Here is a 20,465-nt window from a genome sequence, read left to right on the forward strand (position 1 = left end):
CGCCCACCGGCCCGATCTCACCCGCCGCGAAGAAGCCGGCGACACCTTCGGCACCCAGGGCGTCGCGGACCGTGCGGACGTCATGGTCGGCGTCGGGGAACATCGTGGTGCCGCGGCCGTTGCAGGAGAACAGCAGCGCCCCGCGGGCCGGGTCGTCCGTGCCGCCGAGCAGCTCGGTGAGGTCCTCCCCCGCGCCGGCGGCGTCGCGCACCTGGAAGCGCACCGTCTGCCCGACCTCCACGACGTCACCGACGGCCACCGCGCCGGTCTCCTCGTCGGCGCCGACCACGCCGCGGATGAGGAAGTCGCCGCGGACGTGGTCCTCGGCGTACTCGTCCACGGCGATGCCCAGGTGCAGCCCCCGGGCGGCCAGCTCCTGCTCCGCGACGGGCAGTGCGGTGACGATCTCCACCAGCCGCGTGTAGGCGGGTGTGCCGGCCAGCTCCAGGAGGACGTTGCGGTCGGCGCGGGTGACGGTCATCGGTGGGCCGATCGGGCGGCACCCCTGGCTCACGACGACACGCGCCGAGACCTCCCCACCGAGCACGACGCCGACGCCGCCACGCGAGTGCACTTCGCCGTCGACGAACAACCGGTTGGCGCCGGGCCCTCCCGCCGCGCCCGCCAGCCCACCGACCAGCGGGAACCCGGGCATGATCGCGTTGCTGCGGTCGAGGAACCCGGCGACCGGGAACGAGTAGGGGTCGACGAGCATGGCCGCGACCCTGTCGTCGGACAGCAGCTGCGGAAGGCCGGTGACCTGCACGCCGTCGCCACTGCGTTCCGCCTCGAGCCGGTAGGGCCGGATGCGGGTGCCGGGCAGCGTGGCCGCCCACACGGCGACGGCGGGCCCGTTCTCCTCGCCGCGGCCGTCGCCGATCACCCCACCGGCGGTGGCGCCGATGGCGGTGCCCGCACCGGCCAGCTCCATCGCCCGCACTCCCGCGGCTCCGGCCTGGTCGGCCGTGTGGCCGGGACCGGGGGCGACGAAGACGCACATCAGGTCGGGCGTGGCCCCGTCCAGAGCGGCGAGCGCCTGCCCGACGGCCACCTCGGCCGCGCCCTCGAGGTCGGGTCCGACGGCGAGGCCGTCACCGAACCGGCGCCCGCTGGGCACGTCCTCACGTTCTTCCGCCATCGCTCCATCGTGACAGGAGCGGGGGTCGGCCGCCGTTCCCGAGCTTGCTGCACTTTACGTGCAGGACGCTCGGGCATGCGACACACCGCCGCCGTCTGAACGACCTCGTGCGCGGAAATCAGTGCCCTGGCACTGATTTCCGCGCACGGGCGCCGGAGGCGCGCAGCAGCAGGTGCATGGCCATGTCCGTCGAGCGCTCGCGGATGTCGGCCCGGGACCCGGGCATGACGGGGTCGCGGGAGAGAACCTCCCCGGACGACGTCGTCACGCAGAAGCACACGTAGCCGACCGGCTTCGCCTCCGTGCCCCCACCCGGCCCGGCCACCCCGGTGATGCCCACGCCGACGTCGGCGCCGAACCGTGCCCGGGCGCCGTCGGCCAGCGCCCGGGCCACCTCCGGTGACACGGCACCGTGCTCGGCGATCATCTCGGCCGGCACGCCGAGCAGCGCGGTCTTGGCCTCGTTGGAGTACGCCACCACCCCGCCCGCCACGTACGCGCTGGACCCGGCCCGGTCCACCAGCCGCGACGCCAGCATCCCGCCGGTGCAGGACTCCCCCGTGGCCACCGTCCAGCCCTGCTCCAGCAGCGCCGTGGCCAGCAGCTCGTCGGTGGTGGCGCCATCGGCGCTGACGAGGTGCTTCGCGTGCCGGGCAGCGAGCTCCGCGTGCAGCTCGGCGGCGACGTCCTCCGAGCCGGGCAGCGGGCGGATGTCCACCTCCAGCTCGGAGCGGCGCAGGCACGTGGTGACCTCGACGCCGGACAGGTCGCGGGACGCGCCGATCTCGCGGAGCGTGGCCGCGATCTCCGACTCGGGGAACCCGAAGAACCGCAGCTCCCTCGACGCCGCCGCCGGCACGCCCGCGAGCAGCTCCGCCACCGGCGCGGACGCGAGCGCCGAGGGCCACATCCCCTGCAGCTCGCGCGGCGGTCCGGGCAGCACGACGACGAGCGGCCCGTCCGGCCGACGCACGACCAGCCCCGGCGCGGTGCCCACCGGCATCAGCACGACGGCGCCGCGGGGCACCATCGCCTGCTTGCGGTTGGCCTCGTCCAGCGCCGGCCCGGAGAAGCCCGTGCGTGCGGCCCAGCCCGCGAGGATCCCGGCGATGTGGTCGCGCATCTCCTCGTCGAGCACCATGTCGGCGCCCGCGAACGACGCCACGACCTCGGCGGTGAGGTCGTCGGCGGTGGGTCCGAGCCCGCCGCTGGTGACGACGAGCGCCACCCCGGCGTCGGCGACGAAGGTCAGGGCGGCGACGAGGTCGTCGGGCCGGTCGCCCACCACCAGCAGGTGCGCCACCTCGAAGCCCAGCTCGCCGAGGGCCGCGGCCAGGAACGGCCCGTTGCGGTCGGAGATGACGCCGGTCAGCAGCTCGCTCCCGGTGACGACGACGGCGGCGCGGGGGCGCGAGTGGGTGTCCATGGTCCCGACCCTATGCCGGATCGAGGTCCCGCTCCGCCGCCGTGATCGCGGCCGTGACCGACTCGTCGCCGATCGTCACGGCGGCCTCGACGGGACCCGCGTCGACGCACAGCGCCCCGACGTCCGCCGACCGTGCGGGCCCGATCGCCATCAGGTGCCCGGGGCCGCGGTCGGGGTGGGCCGCGTCGGTGACGATGCGCAGGTCGGCGCCGTAGCGCCGCGAGCCCTGGGCGACCGTGCCGAGGCCGGGCACGAGCCGGTCGAGCCCGCGGGCCCACAGCGACAGTCCCGCGTCGGCGTCGGGATGGATGGCCTCGGTGCCGCGCGGCATCATCACGAGCACGTGGGTGGCGCCCCCGCGCAGCGCCCGGGCCATGGCCAGCGGCTCCCCCACCGAGCCGTCCACCCAGCGGCGCCCGCCGTAGGACACGGGCGGCCCGGCCAGCAGCGGGATCGACGCGCTGGCCTGCAGCGCCTGCCGCCACTCGGCGACCGTGCTCATCCCGAGGAGCTCGTCCGCCCGCAGGTCGGCGGTGTCGGTGGCCACCACGCGCAGCGGGGCGGGCGTGCGGCCGAGCGAGGCCCAGTCCAGCGGTTTGCGCACCCGCAAGACCTCGTCGAGGAGGTGGTCGAGCCGCACCACGGGACGACGCCCGCCGAGCCGGCGCATGCTGATGAACTCGGGCGTGCTGAGGTCCTCGTGGAAGCACGCGGCGCACTCGGCGGCGCTGCCGGTGAGGAACGCGGCCGCGCTGATCGCCCCGGACGACGAGCCGTAGACCTCGTCGAAGCCGGGTCGCAGGCCGGCCCGGTCGAGCGCGCGCAGCATGCCGGCCACGTACGAGCCGCGCATGCCGCCACCGCCGATCACGAGCGCCACCCGGTGCTCGTCGGTGCGCGTGCCGGGCGTGGTGCCCGCGTCGCGGCGGTCGAGCAGCACACGCAGGACGTCACGGTCGCCGTGCACGAACGGGAGGCGCTCTTCCACGGCGCCAGGGTACGGGCGCCCCGGGGCCGGGGCCAGACAAGGAGGGCGGGCCGGATCTCCCCGGTCCGCCCTCCCGTCCCCCGCCGCGGGTCAGCGGCCGGCTCCCCTCGTGCCGCTCACCCACTCCTGGTCGGTCATCCGCAGCCCGGCAACGCCCACGAGCACCATGAACAGGCCCAGGCAGGCACCCATCGCGATGTTCGGCAGGGCGCCGACCGGCGCCGCCATCGGCAGGACGTTCGCGACGACGACGAGCAGCGCGGCCGTCCAGTGGAAGAACCCGGCCCGCCAGGCGGCCACGCTCAGCAGGATCATCCCGACGAACGTCAGCATGATCATCGGTCCGGAGATGAGCACCCCGAGCGGCAGGGCCTGGGCGGCGTCGGAGACCGCGACGGCCTGGTCGGCCGGGAGGTTCTGGCGGATCGCCATGTCGTAGAAGTCGGTGACGAGCAGGCCGGGCAGCGACAGCGCGCCGAGCATGCTCAGCGCCAGCCCGACGTTGCCCGCCACGCGCCACGTCCGCCGGGTCATGATCGCGAGGACCAGCAGCATCGGCACCAGCGCGCAGTAGCCGAAGTGCAGGAGCACCGCGGCGACCTGGCTGCGCAGGGGGTCCACCACCAACGAGTCGAGGTAGCTGAGCTTGTCGGTGCCGCTCTCCCACTCCGTGGCGGCGAAGCCCGCGGCGGTGAGCAGGCCGCCGACCACCGTGCTGACGGCGAGCGCGCGGCGGCGGAACGGGGTGGCGGGTGCGACCGGGACGTCGGCGGCGGGGGCGGTGGGGGCGAGGGCGGTGGCGGTCACGGCGGGCTCCTGGGTGTGGGGTGGGCGGATCTGACGGGAATGACTCTGCTGGGGACGGGCGTCCGGCTCGACCCTGCTTCCTGGCCGGTCGGCGGTGTGGCCAGCACCCCCCTCGGGGTGCGGGTGGCGTTCAGTAGCCGGGTGCGCGGTGCCCGTCGGTCTTCTGCTCGTCGCCGACGCGGACGTGCACGACGGGCACACCGGGGGTGAGCACCGTGACGACGAGCGCGTGGGGGCCGGGAGTGGTGGGGGTGAACTCCGCGGACCACGCGTCCCAGTCGCACCGGTCGGTCTCGCCGTCGCAGCGGGGTTCGAGCGTCTCCGTCCGGTCGAGCAGCACGTGGCCCGCCGGGTCGCTGAGCTGCACCCGGATCTCGGCCGGCGCGTCGACGTCGACGTCGCTGGTGGGGGCGACGAGCAGGTCGTGCACGGCGCCGGGATGCTCCACGGGGACGTCGAACTCGATCCCGGCCGGCACGGCCGCACCGGGCCCCTCGGCGTCGATCTCGTAGAGGGTCTTCTCCGCCAGTCCCGAGTCGAGCAGGTAGGCGAGCCCGCCGAACGCGGTGGCGCCGAGCAGCAGCGCGACCGGCGCGGTCCAGCGCACCCGCTTGAACCCCGCATCGCGCGTCTGGGCGTACACGGCGAGCGCCGAGAACAGCAGGCCGCACCCCGTGGCGGTGAGGAACAGGATCGTGCTGGTGGTCATCGTGGGGCCTCCGGTGGGTGTGTCCGACCCCCTCGACACTTCCCGGTCGGCCCCGACCGGACGACCGTGTCTCCTGGCCGGTCCCGGTGTGGCCAGTACCCCTGCCGGGCCCCGCCGTCCTAGGCTCGCGGCGTGACGATCGGAGTGGTCCTCGCCGAGGACAACGCCCTGCTGCGCCACGGGTTGGCACGGCTCATCGAGGCCTCTGAGGGCATCGGGCTCCTCGGCGCGGCGGCCGACCTGCCCGGGCTGAACGCGCTCATCGAGCAGCACCGGCCGGACGTGGTGGTCACCGACATCCGGATGCCCCCGACCCACACCGACGAGGGCATCTCGGTGGCCGCGGACCTGCGCACGCGCCGCCCGGAGACGGGTGTCGTGCTGCTGAGCCAGTTCGCGGAGGCGACCTACGCGCTCGCCTTGCTGGCCGAGGGCACCGCACGGCGCGGGTACCTGCTCAAGGAACGGGTGGCCGACGGCGACGAGCTCGCCGACGCGATCCGGCGGGTGGCCGAGGGCGGGTCGGTGATCGACCCGACCGTCATCGAGGGCCTGGTGGCCGCCAACCGCGCGAAGCCGTCCGAGCTCGACGCCCTGACGCCCCGCGAGCTGGAGGTGCTGGGCGAGATGGCCCAGGGCAAGTCCAACGCCTCGGTGGCCGCCACGCTGGTGCTTTCCGAGCGCGCGATCGAGAAGCACACCAACTCGATCTTCTCGAAGCTCGGGCTCTCGGAGGAGCGTGACCTCAACCGGCGCGTCAGCGCCGTGCTGGTCTACCTGCAGAACCGCTGAGGGGTCAGGTGCCGGCCATCGCCTGACGGCGCCAGCGGACGAGCATCTGCACGAGCGGCGGCGCGGCGCCGTCGTCAATGATGCGGTCGCACCGGATGTCCTCGATCAGCTGGTCGTCGGCCAGTATCGACCGGCGGTCCGCCGGGCGACGCTGCTGGGGGATGGCATCGAACAGCTCGAAGGGGCGTGTGTCCCGGCCCTTTCGGTAGGAGTCCATCACGTTGGTTTGCCGTTCCGGTCCTCGATCATGTACGGGTGCGGAGTGACCTCTGTCACAGACGCTGGGAGCCCGGAACCGCTCGGCGGTCACCGAGGGGTTCCGGGCCCGGGGTCGTTCGCCGGCGTCACCAGCGGCCGGTGCCGCAGGCGCCGCAGAACCGGATGCGCGGGTCGCTCTCGGTTCCGCAGCCGCTGCAGGCCTGCGCGGGCGCGCGATCCGTCACGAGGGTCGCCCCGGCTGCGGGTGCCGCGGCCGCTCCGTCCGCCGGGGTGCCGACGGACCGGCCGTTCAGCGACGGGCCGCCCGCCGGGCCGCTCGACGGGCCGTAGGACGGACCGTAGGACGGGCCGTAGGACGGACCACTGAACGCCGGGACCGGGGGCACCGCGCCGACCGCAACGCCCGAGGCCTCCGCGGGCAGCGCCGGGGCCTGCCGGCGACGGCGGCCCAGCACGATCAGCAGCAGCGCCAGCCCGCTGAGCAGGACGGTCGCGCCGCCCACGATCGACCAGAACAGCACCGCTCCCAGCCCGAACGGCAGCCCCGACGAGGAGTCGGCGGGAGCCGGGGCCACGGGGACGTCACCGAACTTGTCCCGGGCCTTGGCCGCGGCGGTGCGGAACTGCATCGCCTGGGCGTGCTGCGGCGCCACCTGCAGCAGCTTGTCGAAGCCGGCGAGCGCGTCGGTGTAGTGGCCGGCGTAGTAGGCGCCGAGCGCATCCCGGAAGGCGTGGTCGTCGGGACCGAGCTCGTTGCGCACGCCGTTGCGGGTCATCAGCTCCGTGAGCCCGGACGAGGGCGCGATGAAGTTGAACGCCTGCGACTCCCCCGCCGGCATGAAGCTGTTGACACCCAGCACCCGACCCCCGAGGTCGACGGTGGGTCCGCCGCTCATGCCGGGGGTGAGGGCCGCGCTGGTCTCGTAGACCGGCGCCGAGCCGACGGTCTTGCGCGAGCTGACCTGCCCGTCCTTGTTCGACGGCTCCAGGCTCGGGTCGGTGACGGCGTCGGCGCTGGCCGGGTAGCCGACCGAAAGCAGCGGCGTGCCGATCTGCACGTCGGCGTCGGTCGCGAGCTCGATCGAGGGCAGGTCGGTGGTCGCCACCTTGAGCAGCGCGACGTCGCCCTGCTCGAAGGACCGCGCGTCGACGACGCGGGCGGGGAGGCTGCGGCCGCTGGCGCCGCCGTCGGTGGAGCCCGTGACGACGGTGATCGTGCTGTCGAGGGGTGATCCCTTGGCGAGACCCTCCACCGACCAGTTCGCGCTGCCGAACTCCACCAGCTGCCCGACCGTCACGCCCGGGACCACGGCAGCGGCGCCCCTGGCGGCGGCCGCGATGAACTCGGCCTTGATGCCGTTGGCGCTGGTGGTGTCGACGCAGTGCCCGGCGGTGGCGACGTAGCCGTCGGGGTTCACCCCGAAGCCGGTACAGGTGACGGTCAGCGTGTACGGGTTGCCGTCGTTGAAGAAGGTGCCGGTCTCGTCGGCCACGTAGCCGGAGAAGGTCTCCTTCAGGTAGACGACGGCGGGCCGGACCTCCGCCGCCGCGCGTTCGGCGGGCGTCGCCGCGGTGGGCGCATGGGCCTGGGCCGACGGCGTCGGCGGGGGTGGGGCCGGGGTCTGGGCGAGCGCCGGCCCGGCGGCGGCGAACGTGATCGCCAGCGCACTGGCGCCGACGGCGGCACCGTTCGCGACCCGGCGGGTGAGGGTGCGGTGGGTGGGGGTGTGACGTGCGGGCATCTTCGGTCCTCCGGGAGCCTGCGCCGGTCGATCCGGCGTCGGGGCAACGATGCGCCGGTCCGGGGCGGGTTCCGAGGTCACCACCTTGCCGGTCGGGGGTGCGGCCAGCCACACCCCCGACCGGTGCGGTTGCCTCCTGGGCACACCCGCCGTCGGGGGTCCACACTGGCGCGCATGACCGGTCCGAGGGTGCGCGTGCTGGTGGTCGACGATCACCGGCCCTTCCGCACGGCCGCGGCCGCGGTGCTCAAGCGCATGCCCGACTTCGAGCTGGTCGGGCAGTCGGAGACCGGCGAGGAGGCCGTCGACGCGGCGCGGGAGCTGCACCCCGACCTCGTGCTGATGGACGTCCGGCTGCCCGGGATCAGCGGCATCGACGCCGCGGCGCAGGTCACGGCGTCCGTGCCCGCTGCCGTCGTGGTGCTCTGCTCCACCTACGCCCGCGCCGACCTGCCGTTCCGGATCGACCAGCCGGGCGTCGCGGGCTACCTGCACAAGGAGGAGCTGCGCGCACCCGCGCTGCGCGAGCTGTGGGAGGGCCTCCGCCCGCCCGTCACCAACCTCTGACCGTCACCGGGCCGCGGCCCGCGCCGCGCGTGGCAGCACCGCCAGCACGAGGGCCGCCCCCAGCGCTATCGGGGCGGCGACGGCGAGCACCCCCCACGGCACGGACAGCTCGCCCGACACCCCGATCGACGTCGCGACCTGCCACCACAGGACGCGGGCGATCCCCAGCCCCAGCGGCACGCCGAGCAGCAGCGCGGGCACCACGGTCGTCGCGGCGAGTACGGCGAGCGTGGCCCGGACCTGACCCGGTGTCGCCCCCAGTGCCGCCAGGACGGTGAGCTCGCGGCGGTGGCGGCGGGCCGCCGAGAGCAGGGAGTGCGCCAGGGCCAGGCCGGCCACGAGGGTCAGGGTGACCGCGAGGATCTCCGGCAGCCGCAGCAGGTCGGCGAGGTTGCGCACCTCCGCCGGCATCTCCCGCCCGCTGAGCTCGAGGTCACGTCCCAGGTCCGCGGCCAGCGCGTCGGCCCGGCCCGGCGCGGCGACGATCTGGGCCGAGACGAGCGGTACGCCCTGCGACACCTGCCCCAGCTGCAGCGGTGCGACCAGCGCGCCGTCCCCGAGGCCGCCGCCCTCGTCCACCACCGCGACGGTGCCCACGACCCGGAAGTCGATGGGCCGCAGCCCGGAGGTCTGCACCGGCAGGACGTCGCCGACGCCGACGCCCAGCTCCCGGGCGACACGGGGGCTCAGCGCGATCTCGCCGTACCCGGTCGGCAACCGCCCGGTGGCGACGGCGACCGGGATCACGCCCTTGCGGGCGACAGCGGCCGAGCCCGGCAGCGGCCGTCCGTCGGCGAGCAGCACGGTGGAGGAGTAGACGGTGGCCAGTGCGGCCACACGCGGGTCGCCGACGAGCCGCGCCATGTCGGGCTCGCGGGCGTCCACGACCGTCAGGTCGGCGGCCTGCCCGTAGCGGGCGGGCTCGTGCACCAGTCGGTCGACGCTGGCCCCGAAGGCCAGCGTCGCGACGATCCCGGCCACGGACAGCACGGCCACCGCCACCGCCATGACCGCGCCGGGGCCGCCACCGCGGCCACGCACCGCCATGCGCACGCCCACGGTCACCGCGGGCCACCGCGACCACCACGTCACCGCCGGACGCACCGCGGGTGGACGGCGGCGGCGCACGGAGCCGGTGACGGCCGCGGCGACCCCGACGATCGCGAGGAACAGGGCCGCCGTGGCCACCGCGCCCACGGCCGCGATCGCCCACGGCGGGCGGAGACCGGGTTCGGGCTCGAACCGGGCCAGGCTGCCCAGCGGTTCGAGCCGGCCGGCAGCGAGGCCGAGTGCACCGGCCAGCAGGGCCGCGACGACGGCCGCGGGGGCTGCGGCGAGCAACCGGGCGGTCACCCGTTGGCCAGCCCCCATCCCCAGCGCCGACTCCACGAGCTGAGGCTCCCGGCGGAGCTGGTGGTGGCGCCCGACGCCCTGCCCGACGACGACCGCGCCACCCATCCCCAGCACCGCCGCGACGACGGCCAGCCCGACCACGAGCGTCTGCTCGGTGGTGGCGAGCGCGGGATCGGCGTCGCTGCGGGGCAGCTCCACGGTGCGCGGCACGTAGTCGGCCACGATCGAGCGTGACACCGCATCGGCCCGGGCGGCCGCGGCCGTGAACCCGGCGGTGAACGCCGCGGCGGAGCCGGGGTCGTCGGTGAGCCGGACGAAGACGGGACGGGCCGCCGCGTAGCCGGCGTGGCGCTGCGCGAAGGCGGGCCCGGCCAGGACGTTGGCGAGCGCGCCGCCCCACGCGGGCATGCGGCCGACGCCCACCACCGTCAGCTCCGTCGACGGGCCTTCGGGCGGGCCGAACCCGACATCGAAGTCGGAGACCTGGCGCAGCGTCAGCAGGGCCACCGGGATCCGCGAGCCGACGGTCAGCCCGCGGCGTTCCGCCAGCGGCTCGCTGACCAGAACCTCGTCCGGGGCGTCGGGGGCCGGCGTGCGGCCGGCGACCAGCACCGGGTGCAGCAGGTCGGCGGGCTGGTTCTGGCCGGCGCCGATCGAGACGAACAGCAGGGACTGGCCCCGCACCTGCGCGACCCAGGAGTAGGTGGCCCAGGCCTCCCGCACGCCCGGCAGCCGCCGGACGTCGGCGAGCAGCTGCGGCTGGTCGGCGGCCACCGCGACGCGGGCGTCGTCGAGCCCGACGGCGTCGACGAGGCGCGGGTAGGCCCCGCGCGTGCGCTCGGCCAGCGCGACGGTGCCGAGCACGACGCCGGCCACCAGTCCGAAGAGGACACCCAGGAGCAGCAGGCCGCGCAGGCCGGTGCGCCGCGCGGCCCGGGCCACCGCCCGGACCGCGCCCAATGCCGGCACGTCAACCCGCCCGGACGGGTGAGATCCGCGAGGCCACGCTGCGCGGGGGACGCGCCGGCATCCCGCCGACGTCCGGCAGCCGGACCTCCACCGTCGTGCCGTGCCCCGGCGCCGACCGCAGCGCGACGGTGCCGCCGATGGCGCCGATGCGGTCGACCATGCTCTCCGACCCGCCGCCGGCGGTGGCAGTGGTCGGGTCGAAGCCGGGACCGTCGTCGGTGACCGTGACGGTCGGCGAGCCGTCCCCGCCGTCGAGCGTGACGGTGACCGACGAGCCCGGGGCGTGCTTGGCCGCGTTCTGCAGGGCCTCCAGGCAGCAGAAGTACACCGCCACCTCCACGGGCTCGGGCAGCCGGCCCAGGCCGCGGTCGTGGACCGTCACGGCCAGGGGGCTGCGCTGGGCCGCCACCCGCAACGCCTCGGCCAGCCCGGCGTCGCGCAGCAGCGGCGGGTAGATCCCGTGGGCGAGGTCGCGCAGGTCCCGCACGGACTCGCGGGCGGCCAGATCGAGCTCGTCGAGCAGCTCCAGGTCGGGCCAGTCCGGCGGCAGACCGTCGCGCAGCAGCCGCAGCCCGACGGCCAGTGCCACGAGGTGCTGCTGCGCCCCGTCGTGCAGGTCGCGCTCGATCCGCCTGCGCTCGGCGTTGCCCGCCGTGACCAGACGCGCCCGGGACGCCTGCAGCTCGGTGTTGCTGCGCTGCAGGTCGGCCAGGGTCACGGCCAGCGCGTCGTCGAGGGCGCGGTTGCGCAGCGCGATCCCCAACCGCCGCGCCACCCCGGCCAGGGCCCGCTCGTCGGCCGCGGAGAACGCCGTGGCCGTGGCCGGCCGCTCGATCACGACGAGGGCCAGCACGCGTCCGCCGTGCACCGCGGGGGCCAGGCGCAGCTGGCGCGGCCCGGCGTCGGGGGCGGGGCGCAGGCGGGGCAACCACATCTCGAGCCAGCCCGGCCCGGCCACACCGGCCCGGGCCAGCACCTCCAGCTCGGGGCCGCGGAGCGGGTCGACGTCCACGTCGTCCAGCGGCGCCGGGACGACGACGCCGCGGTGCAGCACGTCGGAGGCGAGGTCGCCGTCGGGCCCGGACCAGATCTCGACGGTGGACAGGCGCCAGTCGCGACGCATCGACTCGGCCACCTGCCGCAGCAGCTCGGGCACCGGGGTGCCGCGGCCGGCGCGGTCGCCGAAGTCGGCGACCAGCTCGTCGGGCGAGCGGCGGACGCCGCTGAGCACCGAGCGGGCCGAACGCCCCGCCCAGCGCCCCAGCGGGCCGGCCAGCGTGGCCACGAGCAGCAGCCCGAGCAGCACCGGGTTCACCAGCTCCACCTGCATGCCCACCGGGACGCGACCGAACACGAGCAGCACCAGCAGCAGTCCCAGGTCCACCGCCACGGCGAGGCCCGCGAAGTCCGACGCCGCCACGAGCACGACGGCGCTGGCCCGGCAGGCCCGCGCGCTGACGCCGGCCGCGACGGCGAGCACCAGCGGCGCGGCGACCAGCGCCAGGGCCACCGGTAACGGCGGCCCCCCGCCGAGCAGCCCCACGCACAGCCCGACCGAGGCGATCCCGGCCGCGACGACGAGCCCCGACAGCAGCAGCGACCGCCGCTCCCGGCGGCCCGGTCCGGCGCTCATCCCGCGCCCACCGGGCTCGGCTGAGCACCCTGGGGCTCCACGACCTGGCCGTCGCGCATGTGGACCAGCCGCTGCGCACCCGCGGCCACCTCCGGGCTGTGGGTGACCATCAGGATCGTCTGCCCGGCCCCGTGCAGTCGGCCGAACAGGTCGAGCACCTCCGCGGCCCCCTCGGAGTCCAGCGCGCCGGTCGGCTCGTCGGCGAGCAGGATCGTGGGCCGGTTGGCCAGCGCCCGGGCGATCGCCACCCGCTGGCGCTGCCCGCCCGACAGCGCGGCGGGCAGCTCGCCGGACTTGTCCAGCAGGCCCAGCGTGTCGAGCAGGTCCCGCGCCCGGGCGGTGGCCTCCGGTGGCCGTAGCCCCGCCACCAGCGCGGCCAGCGCCACGTTCTCCAGCGCCGTCATGTGGTCGATGAGGTGGAAGAACTGGAACACCAGGCCGACGTGGCGGCGGCGCATCCGGGCCAGCCCCGGTACGTCCAGCGACTCGAGGAGCACCCCGGCGAGCTCGACGCTGCCCTCGTCCGCCGGCTCCAGCCCGGCGAGCAGGTGCAGCAGCGTCGACTTGCCGCTGCCCGAGGGCCCCATCAGCGCGACGAACTCACCGCGCGCCAACACCAGGTCCACCCCGCGCAGGGCCCGCACCGGGGCCGCGTCGGCGTCGTAGGTGCGGCGCAGGCCGCGCACCACCAGATCGTTCGGCACCGTTCCACTCCCGTGCACTCGTCAGCGAAGTCGTAATCGGCCGGTGGTCGTGCGGCGTTAGCCGTACAGGGACCCGGCCGCGAGGTAGGCCTCCGACTCCTGCTTGTGCCTCCGCTCGTCGTGCCCGATCTGGCGGAGCAGATCGGCGACGGAGTCGAACGCGCCGTACTGCGCGGCGAACCGGGAGAAGTGGTGCTGCGTCTCGAACTCGGGGTGCTCGGCGACGAACAGGGCGTACTCGTGCTCGGCGTGGTCCTCGAAGTCGGCGTTGAGGCGGTAGCTCCACCGCGGCGCGACGACGAACAGCAGCCAGGACACGTGGTAGTAGCCGCACGCCATCAGCCACGGCAGGACGCCGAACCACAGCCTCGACTGCCGGCGGCCCGTCGCCGCCACCAGCTCGGAGGTGATCAGCAGGTGCCACTGCTCGTTGTCCTGCTGCTCCCGGTTCTCCACGATCCGCTCGGTGATGCGGTGGGCCAGGCCCGCGTCGCGGTGGCGGCGGCCCAGCGTGCGGTAGGCCCGGGCGACGAGGCAGTAGTCGCGGCGCGGCGTGTCGAGCGTGGCCTGCTGCTCGCGGCGCAGGGCCCGGCGGCCCAGGCGGGGGGTCCGTGCGGCGGTGACGGGCTCGGCGACGGCCGGCGCGCGGTGGACGGGGACGAGGGTGGGGGCGGACATGGCGTGCTCCTGAGCTGGCGGTGCCGCGGGGTGTTCCGCGGTGGGGACGAGCGTGCTGCGCGGGCCGCGTCCGTTCACCGGTGCTGCCCGGCCGATCACCCGGCCCGATCCCGACGCCCCCGCGCCGCGCTGCCCACCCCGGCGCAGGTGTGGCCAGCACCCCTCCGGTCACACCGGGTCGAGCAGCTCCGGTGCCGTGGCCAGCTCCCGCAGCCGGGTCCCGGGGTCGGCGACCAGGCGGCGGGCGGCCGCGTCCAGCAGCCCCATCGTGCAGGTGATCTCGGCCGCCGCGACGTCGTCGGAGACGCGGCGCAGGGTGTGCTCCATCCGAAAGGTCCTCCCCTCCCCGAACGACAGCCGCGAGTCGATCTCCACCTCGTCGCCGTAGCGGAGCTCGCGCTGGAACCGGCAGGTGGTCTCCAGGAGCACGATGCCGAGCCCGTTCTCGGTGAAGCGGTCGATCGAGCAGCCCGCCGCGTTCATGTGCTCGGTGCGGGCGTGCTCGGCGTAGCGGTGGTAGTTGGCGTGGTTGACGTGCCCGTTCACGTCGATCTCGTAGCTACGGACGCCCACGCGGACCGCGAAGTGATCAGCCATTCCGGCAGGATCTCCCACCATGGACGACGAGATGCGACCGCCCCGCGTGACCATCCGGCGGCAGGTCGAATGGGCGCAGACGGACGCGGCCGGCCATCACCACTGGACGGCGGTGCTGCACTGGGCGGAGCAGGCCGAGACCGCGCTGCACGAGCGGCTGGGCGTGGCCGGGCAGATCTGGGGACGGGAGCCACGCGTGCACGTGTCCGTCGACTTCACCGCGCGGCTCTACTTCCGCGACGAGGTGGACATCGCGCTGTGGGTGGAGCGGCTCGGCACGACGTCGGCGACCTACGCGTTCACCGCCACGAAGGTGGCCACCGGCGAGCAGGCCGCCGCGGGCACGCTCGTGACCGCCTACGTCGACCTCGACTCGGGCCGCGCCACCGGATGGCCCGACGCGCTCCGGGCCGCGCTCAGCCGGGGCGCTGCTCCCGCGCCGCCGCCTGGATCCGGGGCTGCGGACGGTAGCCCACCGCCGGACGCGCCGGGACGGTGACCAGCCCGAGCGCGACCAGCACGTCGGTCAGCGTCGGGTAGTCGCCCGCCGGGAGCACCCACAGGTCGGTGCGGGTCGCGGAGTCGGCGCCGTACTGCTCCGCGTGCATGAGGAGCTGCCACTTCGCGGCCGGGAACGTGGCGTCGGCCAGCACCTGCGAGAGGCGTTCGACGTCGGCGCGGGAGTTGCTGCGATGCACGGTGTCCTCCTCGTGAGGCGTTCGCCCGCCGCGTCCGCCGAGTGTGGTGTACCCCACGTCACACTTCCCCAAACCACGGGAGAGGGGGCGTGTTGTGCGCCTCCCGGCGGGCGCCGTAGGGTTCCCCGGGGCGGTTGAGCAGCCAGTCGCGCCACAAGTCCGCGACGTCCATCAAGGAGCCGGTGCGCAGTATGAACGTCGATCCGCCTGTCGACACGGGTGCCGGTGACGGCACCGATGTCGGCGAGATCATCCGCTTCGACGTGGTCGACCACGGCCCGGACGCGCGCGTCCTGCACGTCGTCGGGGAGCTCGACACGCTCACCGCGCCGCTGCTGCAGGTCCGCCTCCTGGAGCAGCTGGCCCAGGTCAAGCACCTCGTGCTCGACCTCTCCGATGTCACGTTCCTCGGCTCGGCCGGCCTCGCCGTGCTGGTGGGAGCCAAGGACGACGCCGAGAACCGCGGCTGCCGGCTCGTGGTGGTGCCCGGCTCGCGCATCGTCAAGCGGGCGCTCGAGGCCACCGGTCTGCTCCAGCTCTTCACGATCGCCGACGACATCACCGAGGCCCTGGGCGCGGCGCACTAGTCGCCCCCGGTACGCCGGAATGGGTCCTCGACGGAGTGGAGGGCCGGGCCCGGATTGAGCCGGATCGGCTCAACCCGTACCTCACCTGAACGGAAGCGGCGGGTCGGTCGCGCATAACCCCAGATCAGTGCCATGGTGGTCGGATGGAGGACGCCGACCTGACCACGCTCACCGCGGCCGGGATCGTCGAGCGCGTGCACGACGGCCGCAGCAGCGCGGTGGAGGTGGCCCGGGCGCACCTGGTCCGCATCGCCGAACGCGATCCGGAGATCGGCGCGTTCCAGGCCCACGACCCGCAGCGGGTACTCGCCGAGGCGGGCGGCGTCGACAGTCGCGCCGACCGGTTCGCCCTGCCGCTGGCCGGGGTGCCCGTCGCCATCAAGGACTGCGTCGACGTGGCCGGCTACCCCACCCGGCACGGTTCCGCGGCCACCTCCACCGAACCCGCCCGCCGCGACGACGAGCTGGTCAAGCGGCTGCGTGCCGCCGGGGCGGTCGTCGTGGGCAAGACGAGGATGCCCGAGCTGGCGGTGTGGGGCTTCACCCAGTCCGCGCTGGGCGTCACCCGCAACCCGCTCGACCCGGCCCTGGACCCCGGTGGCTCCAGCGGGGGCAGCGCCGCCGCGGTCGCGGCCGGGATGGCCGCACTCGCCCTGGGCACCGACGGCGGCGGGTCGATCCGCATCCCGGCCGCCTACTGCGGCATCGTCGGGCTCAAGCCCGGTACCGGCGTGGTGCCCCTGCCGGGCGGCGCGGAGGAGCACTGGTGCGGGCTCTCCGCGGCCGGGCCGCTGGCGCGCACCGCCGGCGACGCCGCCCTGATGCTCGCCGTGCTCAGCGGCGGAGCCTGCGACCTCGACGTGCCCGGCCCCGCGCGCATCGCGCTGTCGGTGCGCAACCCGTCACCGGTCGGGAAGCTGCACCCCGACCACCGCGCGGCCGCCGTGGGGGCCGCGGCCCGGCTGCGCGCCGGCCCCGGCGGCGCCGTCGTCACGCTCGCCGACCCGCCCTACCCGCGCGGGCTCACGTCGCAGTGGATGCGGCGCTGGCACACCGGAGTGGCCCGCGACGTCGCCGCGCTCGATCTCGACCCGTCCCGGCTCGACCGGCGCACGGCCGTGATCGCCCGCAAGGGACGCCGCTTCGGGCTCCTCACCCGCCCCCGTCCCGCCGCGGCCCGGGCCTGGCGCGCGCAGATGATCGCCTGGTTCGACGAGGGCGGGCACGACATGCTGCTCGGGCCCGCCGTCGCCGGGCCGCCCGTGCGCGCCGGGTCGATGGCCGGGCGCGGCTACCTGTCCACGCTGCGGATCTCCGCCGCCCGCGTGCCGTTCACGCAGGCCTGGAACCTGGCCGGGCTGCCCGCCGTGGTGGCGCCGGTGCTGGTCGGCGGCCGGGCCGTCGGCGTGCAGCTCGTGGGCCGGCCCGGGTCGGAGGCCGCGCTGCTCGCGGCGGCCGCCCGGCTGGAACAGCAGGTGGTGCCGATGGCGGGGGCCGCGCCCCGGCGTTCCTACGCCTGACCCTCCTCCGGGAACGGCTCCAGCAGCCGCCGTGGCCACCGCGTCGAGCTTCAGCTCGTCGTCGGCCTCGCCGCCCTGGCGCCCCGTCCCGGTCGCGACGACGGTGAGCCCGGCGAGCCGGTGCCTGACGTCGGCGGCGAGGTCGACGGTGCGCGGCGGGAGCCCGAGCCACTGCTGCAGCGGCCCGCGCCGGGTGTCGACGGTCTGCACGCGCGACAGCGGCGCCACCCGCCAGTCCTGCAGGATCTCCGTACCGGCTGTGGTGGGACTACTCCTGACTCCGCCACGGGCCGGTGATGGCGAACATGTAGCCCGGCTCCTGGATGTTGGCGAACAGGATCTTCCCGTCGGGCGAGTAGACGGGCCCGGTGAACTCGACGTTCTTCGTGGCGTCCGAGAAGTCGTTGCGGGCCACGGGGAAGGTCCTGCCGCTGTCGGTGGCGCCCACGAGGTGCTGGATGCCCTCGCCGTCCTCGGCGAGGATCACGCCGCCGTAGGGCGAGACGCTGACGTTGTCCGGGCCGTCGAACGCGCCGTCGACGGCGGGGTCGGGGTTCTTGCCGAACAGCAGCTTCAGCGTGATCGTCGACCGCTTCGGGTCGTAGAACCAGATCTGCCCGTCGTGCACCTTCGACACACCCGGGTTGTCGGTCTCGCGGGAGAAGCTGGAGACGATGTAGGCACCGCCGTCGCCCCACCAGGCGCCCTCGAGCTTCTTCGACCGGGTGATCTCGGTGTCGGGGAGCTGCTTGCGGGTGGGGGTGGTGCGGGCGTCGCGGTCGGGGATGGCCTTCCACTCCACCTTCAGCACGGTGCCGGGCACGGTCACCAGCGACAGGTCGGCGACGTGCTTGCCGGCCCTGTCCGAGGCCTTCAGCGCCGCCAGCACGCCGTCCGTCGGCCCGAGCCGGCGCAGCACCCTTCCTGCCGCGGTAGCCCTTCGGGGGCTCCCAGCGGTAGAGCAGGCCGGTGGGCGTGGACGCGTCCTCGGTGAGGTAGATGTGGCCGCGGTGGGGGTCCACGGCCACGGCCTCGTGCTCGAAGCGGCCGAGCGCCTTGATCGGCTGCGGGTTCTTGTTGGCCTCCCGGTCGAACAGGTCCACCTCGAAGACGTAGCCGTGGTCCTTCTGGAACCCGTCGGTGCCGGGTCAGGTCGTCGAGGTGGGGCACGGGGAGGTCGGTGCCGAAGGGCTCGCGGATCTCGTGGTTGTTGACCAGGACCGTGCGCCCGCCCTCGCCCTTGAAGGTGCCGGTGCCGTCGTGGTTGCGGGGGGTGAACTCCCCCGACTCCAGCAACGTGGAACCCGCCTGCGTGACGATCGTGTACGAGAAGCCCTTCGGCAGGGCCAGCCGCCCGGCCGGGTCGGCGACCAGCGCGCCGTATCCGGCGGCCGGGGCGGGGCGGGCCGTGGTGGCCGCGGACGCCTCCGGCGTGGTCAGCAGCATCTCGGTGCTGCCGATCAGCGCCACTCCCGCGCCCGCCATGGCGCTGCGCGCCAGGAAGTCCCGCCGGTTCAGTCCGTCAGTCATGCGATGTCTCCCGTTTCCGTGCACGGCCGATCGAGATCCTTCGATCGGGTGGTGGCCGTGCGTCACCGTCTCTGACCGAACCGTCCAGAAGGTGAACAACGGATATACAGCCGCTATCGGACACACCTGCTCAACCGGGCGGAGGGGACCATTCACCGCTGCTCATGAACTCCTCGAGTGCGGCCGTGTACGGAGCGAGATCCATGCCCTGCTCCGCCACCCAGCCGTCGTCGTAGTAGCTGTGGCGGTAGCGCTCGCCGCCGTCGCAGATGAGCGTGACGACGCTGCCGCGCACGCCCTCGTCCCGCATCCGGGCCACCAGCTGCCAGACACCCCACAGGTTGGTGCCCGTGGAGCCGCCCGCCCAGCGCCCCGTGACGGCGTGCAGGTGCCGTGCCGCGGCGACGCTGGCCGCGTCCGGGACGGCGATCATGCGGTCGATCACCCCGACCACGAAGCTGGGCTCCATCCGCGGCCGCCCGATGCCCTCGATGCGCGAGGAGATGCCGGTGGTGTGGTCGGGCGTGCCGCTCGCCCACCCCGGCAGGAACGCCGAGTTCTCCGGGTCGACGACGGCCAGCTGCGTCGGGTGGCGCCGGTAGCGCAGGTAACGGCCGATCGTGGCCGACGTGCCGCCCGTGCCGGCGCCCACGACGATCCATGCCGGCACGGGGTACCGCTCCAGCGCGAGCTGATGGAAGATCGATTCGGCGATGTTGTTGTTGCCGCGCCAGTCCGTGGCGCTCTCGGCGTGGGTGAACTGGTCGAGGTAGTGCCCACCCGAGGCCGTGGCCAGCTCCTGGGCCTCGCCGTACATGTCCGCGGCCCGGTCGACGAAGTGGCAGCGCCCGCCGTACCGCTCGATCAGCGCGATCTTCTCCGGACTGGTGGAGCGCGGCATGACGGCGACGAACGGCACCTCGATCAGCCGCGCGAAGTACGCCTCCGACACGGCGGTGGATCCGGAGCTGGCCTCCACCACCGTGGTGCCCTCGACGATCCAGCCGTTGACCAGCGCGTGCAGGAACAGCGACCGCGCCAGCCGGTGCTTGAGGCTGCCGGTCGGGTGCACCGACTCGTCCTTGAGGTAGACGTCGACGCCCCACTCGGCCGGCAGCGGGAAGACGTGCAGGTGGGTGTCGGCCGAGCGGTTGGCGTCGGCCTCGACGCGCCGGATCGCCTCGTCGACCCAGGCGCGGGTGCGGGAGCAGGAGCGGTCGACGGTGGCGGTCACCGGCCGAGGCTAGTGCTTGAAGTGGCAGGTGGAGCCCGGGAGCCCTACGGTGTCCCCGATGTCTGAGACGCGAGAGAACCCCGCCTTCGATCCGCCGCCGGTACCCCGCGGCGGGGAGGCCGACGACCAGATCACCCTCTCGCTGAGCTCCCCGGGCGAGAAGCAGACCGTGATCGAGGTGGGCGGCGAGGTCGACATGGTCACCTCACCGCATCTGCGCTCGTCCGTGCTCGACCAGTACGCGGCGGGAGCCGAGCTCGTCGTCCTCGATCTCGACGGGGTGACGTTCCTCGGCACGAGCGGGCTCGCCGTCCTCATCGAGGTGCGCGAGGCCGCCCACGCGGCCGGGGTGGAGCTCCGCCTCGCCTGCACCGCCCGGCGGGTGCTGCGCCCGCTGTCGATCGCGGGCCTCGTCCCGCTGTTCGACATCCACGACACGATCGACCAGGCGCTCGCCGAGACCTGATCGGCCGTGACGTACGTCACATCTGCCCGCCGGAGTGGATGCGGAGTCCCTCCTGCGCAAACGCCCTGAGCTGCGGAATCGCCGCCGGGAACGGCGCCGCGCGACACC

At 74.7% G+C, this 20,465-nt stretch carries 21 protein-coding genes and 2 pseudogenes; 6 read left to right on the top strand and 17 right to left on the bottom strand.

Annotated elements, in window-relative coordinates:
* The 5 genes from BGP03_RS20155 to BGP03_RS20175 form a co-directional block, all read right to left on the bottom strand.
* A partial coding sequence (locus BGP03_RS20155) for an FIST N-terminal domain-containing protein (RefSeq protein WP_299737042.1) occupies positions 1–1,138 on the bottom strand: 1,138 nt, incomplete at its 3' end.
* Positions 1,139–1,256: 118 nt separating this feature from the next.
* Positions 1,257–2,564, bottom strand: coding sequence for a competence/damage-inducible protein A (locus BGP03_RS20160; protein WP_298800470.1), 1,308 nt, complete (start codon positions 2,562–2,564; stop codon positions 1,257–1,259).
* Positions 2,565–2,574: 10 nt separating this feature from the next.
* Positions 2,575–3,552: a patatin-like phospholipase family protein gene (locus BGP03_RS20165; protein ID WP_298800471.1), complete on the bottom strand. Its 978-nt coding sequence runs from the start codon at positions 3,550–3,552 to the stop codon at positions 2,575–2,577.
* A 90-nt stretch (positions 3,553–3,642) separates the two neighbouring features.
* Positions 3,643–4,359, bottom strand: coding sequence for a hypothetical protein (locus BGP03_RS20170; RefSeq protein WP_298800473.1), 717 nt, complete (start codon positions 4,357–4,359; stop codon positions 3,643–3,645).
* Positions 4,360–4,489: 130 nt separating this feature from the next.
* Positions 4,490–5,068, bottom strand: coding sequence for a hypothetical protein (locus tag BGP03_RS20175; RefSeq protein WP_298800474.1), 579 nt, complete (start codon positions 5,066–5,068; stop codon positions 4,490–4,492).
* Positions 5,069–5,206: 138 nt separating this feature from the next.
* Between BGP03_RS20175 and BGP03_RS20180 the strand changes: the two genes are divergently transcribed.
* Positions 5,207–5,860, top strand: coding sequence for a response regulator transcription factor (locus BGP03_RS20180; protein WP_296373852.1), 654 nt, complete (start codon positions 5,207–5,209; stop codon positions 5,858–5,860).
* 4 nt (positions 5,861–5,864) lie between these two features.
* On the opposite strand, the gene BGP03_RS20185 is transcribed toward BGP03_RS20180, so the two are convergent.
* Together BGP03_RS20185 and BGP03_RS20190 are read right to left on the bottom strand one after the other, a co-directional pair.
* Positions 5,865–6,077 (bottom strand): hypothetical protein, encoded by a 213-nt coding sequence (locus BGP03_RS20185; protein WP_296373751.1) that lies wholly within the window; start codon positions 6,075–6,077, stop codon positions 5,865–5,867.
* Between the two features lie 127 nt (positions 6,078–6,204).
* Entirely contained in the window at positions 6,205–7,821 is a 1,617-nt protein-coding gene (locus BGP03_RS20190; RefSeq protein ID WP_298800476.1) for a trypsin-like peptidase domain-containing protein, read from the bottom strand.
* A gap of 174 nt (positions 7,822–7,995) precedes the next feature.
* Here BGP03_RS20190 and BGP03_RS20195 point away from each other — a divergent pair, with 174 nt between their 5' ends.
* Positions 7,996–8,388 (top strand): response regulator transcription factor, encoded by a 393-nt coding sequence (locus BGP03_RS20195; RefSeq protein ID WP_296373755.1) that lies wholly within the window; start codon positions 7,996–7,998, stop codon positions 8,386–8,388.
* Between the two features lie 3 nt (positions 8,389–8,391).
* Here BGP03_RS20195 and BGP03_RS20200 read toward each other — a convergent pair whose 3' ends face one another.
* The 5 genes from BGP03_RS20200 to BGP03_RS20220 all read right to left on the bottom strand — a co-directional run bounded on the left by BGP03_RS20200 (position 8,392) and on the right by BGP03_RS20220 (position 14,322).
* Positions 8,392–10,701 (bottom strand): FtsX-like permease family protein, encoded by a 2,310-nt coding sequence (locus BGP03_RS20200; RefSeq protein WP_298800477.1) that lies wholly within the window; start codon positions 10,699–10,701, stop codon positions 8,392–8,394.
* A 10-nt stretch (positions 10,702–10,711) separates the two neighbouring features.
* Positions 10,712–12,343, bottom strand: coding sequence for a histidine kinase (locus BGP03_RS20205; RefSeq protein WP_298800478.1), 1,632 nt, complete (start codon positions 12,341–12,343; stop codon positions 10,712–10,714).
* A complete protein-coding gene (locus BGP03_RS20210) occupies positions 12,340–13,047 on the bottom strand; it encodes an ABC transporter ATP-binding protein (RefSeq protein WP_296373760.1) in 708 nt (235 codons plus the stop codon). The genes BGP03_RS20205 and BGP03_RS20210 overlap by 4 nt, the downstream gene beginning before the upstream one ends.
* A gap of 57 nt (positions 13,048–13,104) precedes the next feature.
* On the bottom strand, positions 13,105–13,725 hold the full coding sequence (locus BGP03_RS20215) for an alternative oxidase (protein WP_296373762.1): 621 nt from the start codon (positions 13,723–13,725) through the stop codon (positions 13,105–13,107).
* A 168-nt stretch (positions 13,726–13,893) separates the two neighbouring features.
* Complete coding sequence (locus tag BGP03_RS20220; RefSeq protein ID WP_298800479.1) at positions 13,894–14,322, bottom strand: acyl-CoA thioesterase; 429 nt, start codon at positions 14,320–14,322, stop codon at positions 13,894–13,896.
* A 19-nt stretch (positions 14,323–14,341) separates the two neighbouring features.
* On the opposite strand from BGP03_RS20220, the gene BGP03_RS20225 reads away from it, so the two are divergent.
* Positions 14,342–14,821, top strand: a complete 480-nt coding sequence (locus BGP03_RS20225) for a thioesterase family protein (protein ID WP_298800480.1) — start codon at positions 14,342–14,344, stop codon at positions 14,819–14,821.
* Here the strand turns inward: BGP03_RS20225 and BGP03_RS20230 are convergent.
* The gene (locus tag BGP03_RS20230; protein ID WP_296373768.1) at positions 14,739–15,020 is read right to left on the bottom strand and encodes a DUF2795 domain-containing protein; all 282 of its coding nucleotides are present in this window, start codon (positions 15,018–15,020) and stop codon (positions 14,739–14,741) included. The genes BGP03_RS20225 and BGP03_RS20230 overlap by 83 nt on opposite strands.
* Positions 15,021–15,211: 191 nt before the next feature.
* Here BGP03_RS20230 and BGP03_RS20235 point away from each other — a divergent pair, with 191 nt between their 5' ends.
* Together BGP03_RS20235 and BGP03_RS20240 are read left to right on the top strand one after the other, a co-directional pair.
* Positions 15,212–15,607: an STAS domain-containing protein gene (locus BGP03_RS20235; protein WP_298800481.1), complete on the top strand. Its 396-nt coding sequence runs from the start codon at positions 15,212–15,214 to the stop codon at positions 15,605–15,607.
* 143 nt (positions 15,608–15,750) lie between these two features.
* Positions 15,751–17,127 carry an amidase family protein gene (locus BGP03_RS20240; protein WP_298800482.1) on the top strand — a complete coding sequence of 459 codons (1,377 nt, stop codon included), beginning with the start codon at positions 15,751–15,753 and terminating at the stop codon, positions 17,125–17,127.
* A 268-nt stretch (positions 17,128–17,395) separates the two neighbouring features.
* On the opposite strand, the gene BGP03_RS20245 is transcribed toward BGP03_RS20240, so the two are convergent.
* From BGP03_RS20245 to BGP03_RS20260, 4 genes and pseudogenes are all read right to left on the bottom strand, one after another.
* Positions 17,396–18,016: an alkaline phosphatase PhoX gene (locus BGP03_RS20245; RefSeq protein WP_298800483.1), complete on the bottom strand. Its 621-nt coding sequence runs from the start codon at positions 18,014–18,016 to the stop codon at positions 17,396–17,398.
* 88 nt (positions 18,017–18,104) lie between these two features.
* Positions 18,105–18,230, bottom strand: a pseudogene (locus BGP03_RS20250) (alkaline phosphatase PhoX); the annotation flags it as partial.
* Positions 18,231–18,375: 145 nt separating this feature from the next.
* Positions 18,376–18,657, bottom strand: a pseudogene (locus BGP03_RS20255) (twin-arginine translocation signal domain-containing protein); the annotation flags it as partial.
* Between the two features lie 130 nt (positions 18,658–18,787).
* Positions 18,788–19,891 (bottom strand): PLP-dependent cysteine synthase family protein, encoded by a 1,104-nt coding sequence (locus BGP03_RS20260; protein ID WP_296373780.1) that lies wholly within the window; start codon positions 19,889–19,891, stop codon positions 18,788–18,790.
* A gap of 58 nt (positions 19,892–19,949) precedes the next feature.
* On the opposite strand from BGP03_RS20260, the gene BGP03_RS20265 reads away from it, so the two are divergent.
* Complete coding sequence (locus tag BGP03_RS20265) at positions 19,950–20,357, top strand: STAS domain-containing protein (protein ID WP_296373781.1); 408 nt, start codon at positions 19,950–19,952, stop codon at positions 20,355–20,357.
* Positions 20,358–20,465: the final 108 nt, after the last annotated feature.

Origin of the sequence: Pseudonocardia sp. 73-21 (assembly GCF_001899645.1) — a bacterium.
In the GTDB taxonomy this organism is placed as follows: Bacteria; Actinomycetota; Actinomycetes; order Mycobacteriales; family Pseudonocardiaceae; genus Pseudonocardia.

Excerpts from the sequence above, each read along its gene's own strand:
- BGP03_RS20160 (WP_298800470.1), bottom strand. The coding sequence starts at position 2,564 with ATGGACACCCACTCGCGCCCCCGCGCCGCCGTCGTCGTCACCGGGAGC.
- BGP03_RS20175 (WP_298800474.1), bottom strand. The coding sequence starts at position 5,068 with ATGACCACCAGCACGATCCTGTTCCTCACCGCCACGGGGTGCGGCCTG.
- BGP03_RS20185 (WP_296373751.1), bottom strand. The coding sequence starts at position 6,077 with ATGGACTCCTACCGAAAGGGCCGGGACACACGCCCCTTCGAGCTGTTC.
- BGP03_RS20190 (WP_298800476.1), bottom strand. The coding sequence starts at position 7,821 with ATGCCCGCACGTCACACCCCCACCCACCGCACCCTCACCCGCCGGGTC.
- BGP03_RS20195 (WP_296373755.1), top strand. The coding sequence starts at position 7,996 with ATGACCGGTCCGAGGGTGCGCGTGCTGGTGGTCGACGATCACCGGCCC.
- BGP03_RS20205 (WP_298800478.1), bottom strand. The coding sequence starts at position 12,343 with ATGAGCGCCGGACCGGGCCGCCGGGAGCGGCGGTCGCTGCTGCTGTCG.
- BGP03_RS20215 (WP_296373762.1), bottom strand. The coding sequence starts at position 13,725 with ATGTCCGCCCCCACCCTCGTCCCCGTCCACCGCGCGCCGGCCGTCGCC.
- BGP03_RS20220 (WP_298800479.1), bottom strand. The coding sequence starts at position 14,322 with ATGGCTGATCACTTCGCGGTCCGCGTGGGCGTCCGTAGCTACGAGATC.
- BGP03_RS20225 (WP_298800480.1), top strand. The coding sequence starts at position 14,342 with ATGGACGACGAGATGCGACCGCCCCGCGTGACCATCCGGCGGCAGGTC.
- BGP03_RS20235 (WP_298800481.1), top strand. The coding sequence starts at position 15,212 with ATGAACGTCGATCCGCCTGTCGACACGGGTGCCGGTGACGGCACCGAT.
- BGP03_RS20240 (WP_298800482.1), top strand. The coding sequence starts at position 15,751 with ATGGAGGACGCCGACCTGACCACGCTCACCGCGGCCGGGATCGTCGAG.
- BGP03_RS20265 (WP_296373781.1), top strand. The coding sequence starts at position 19,950 with ATGTCTGAGACGCGAGAGAACCCCGCCTTCGATCCGCCGCCGGTACCC.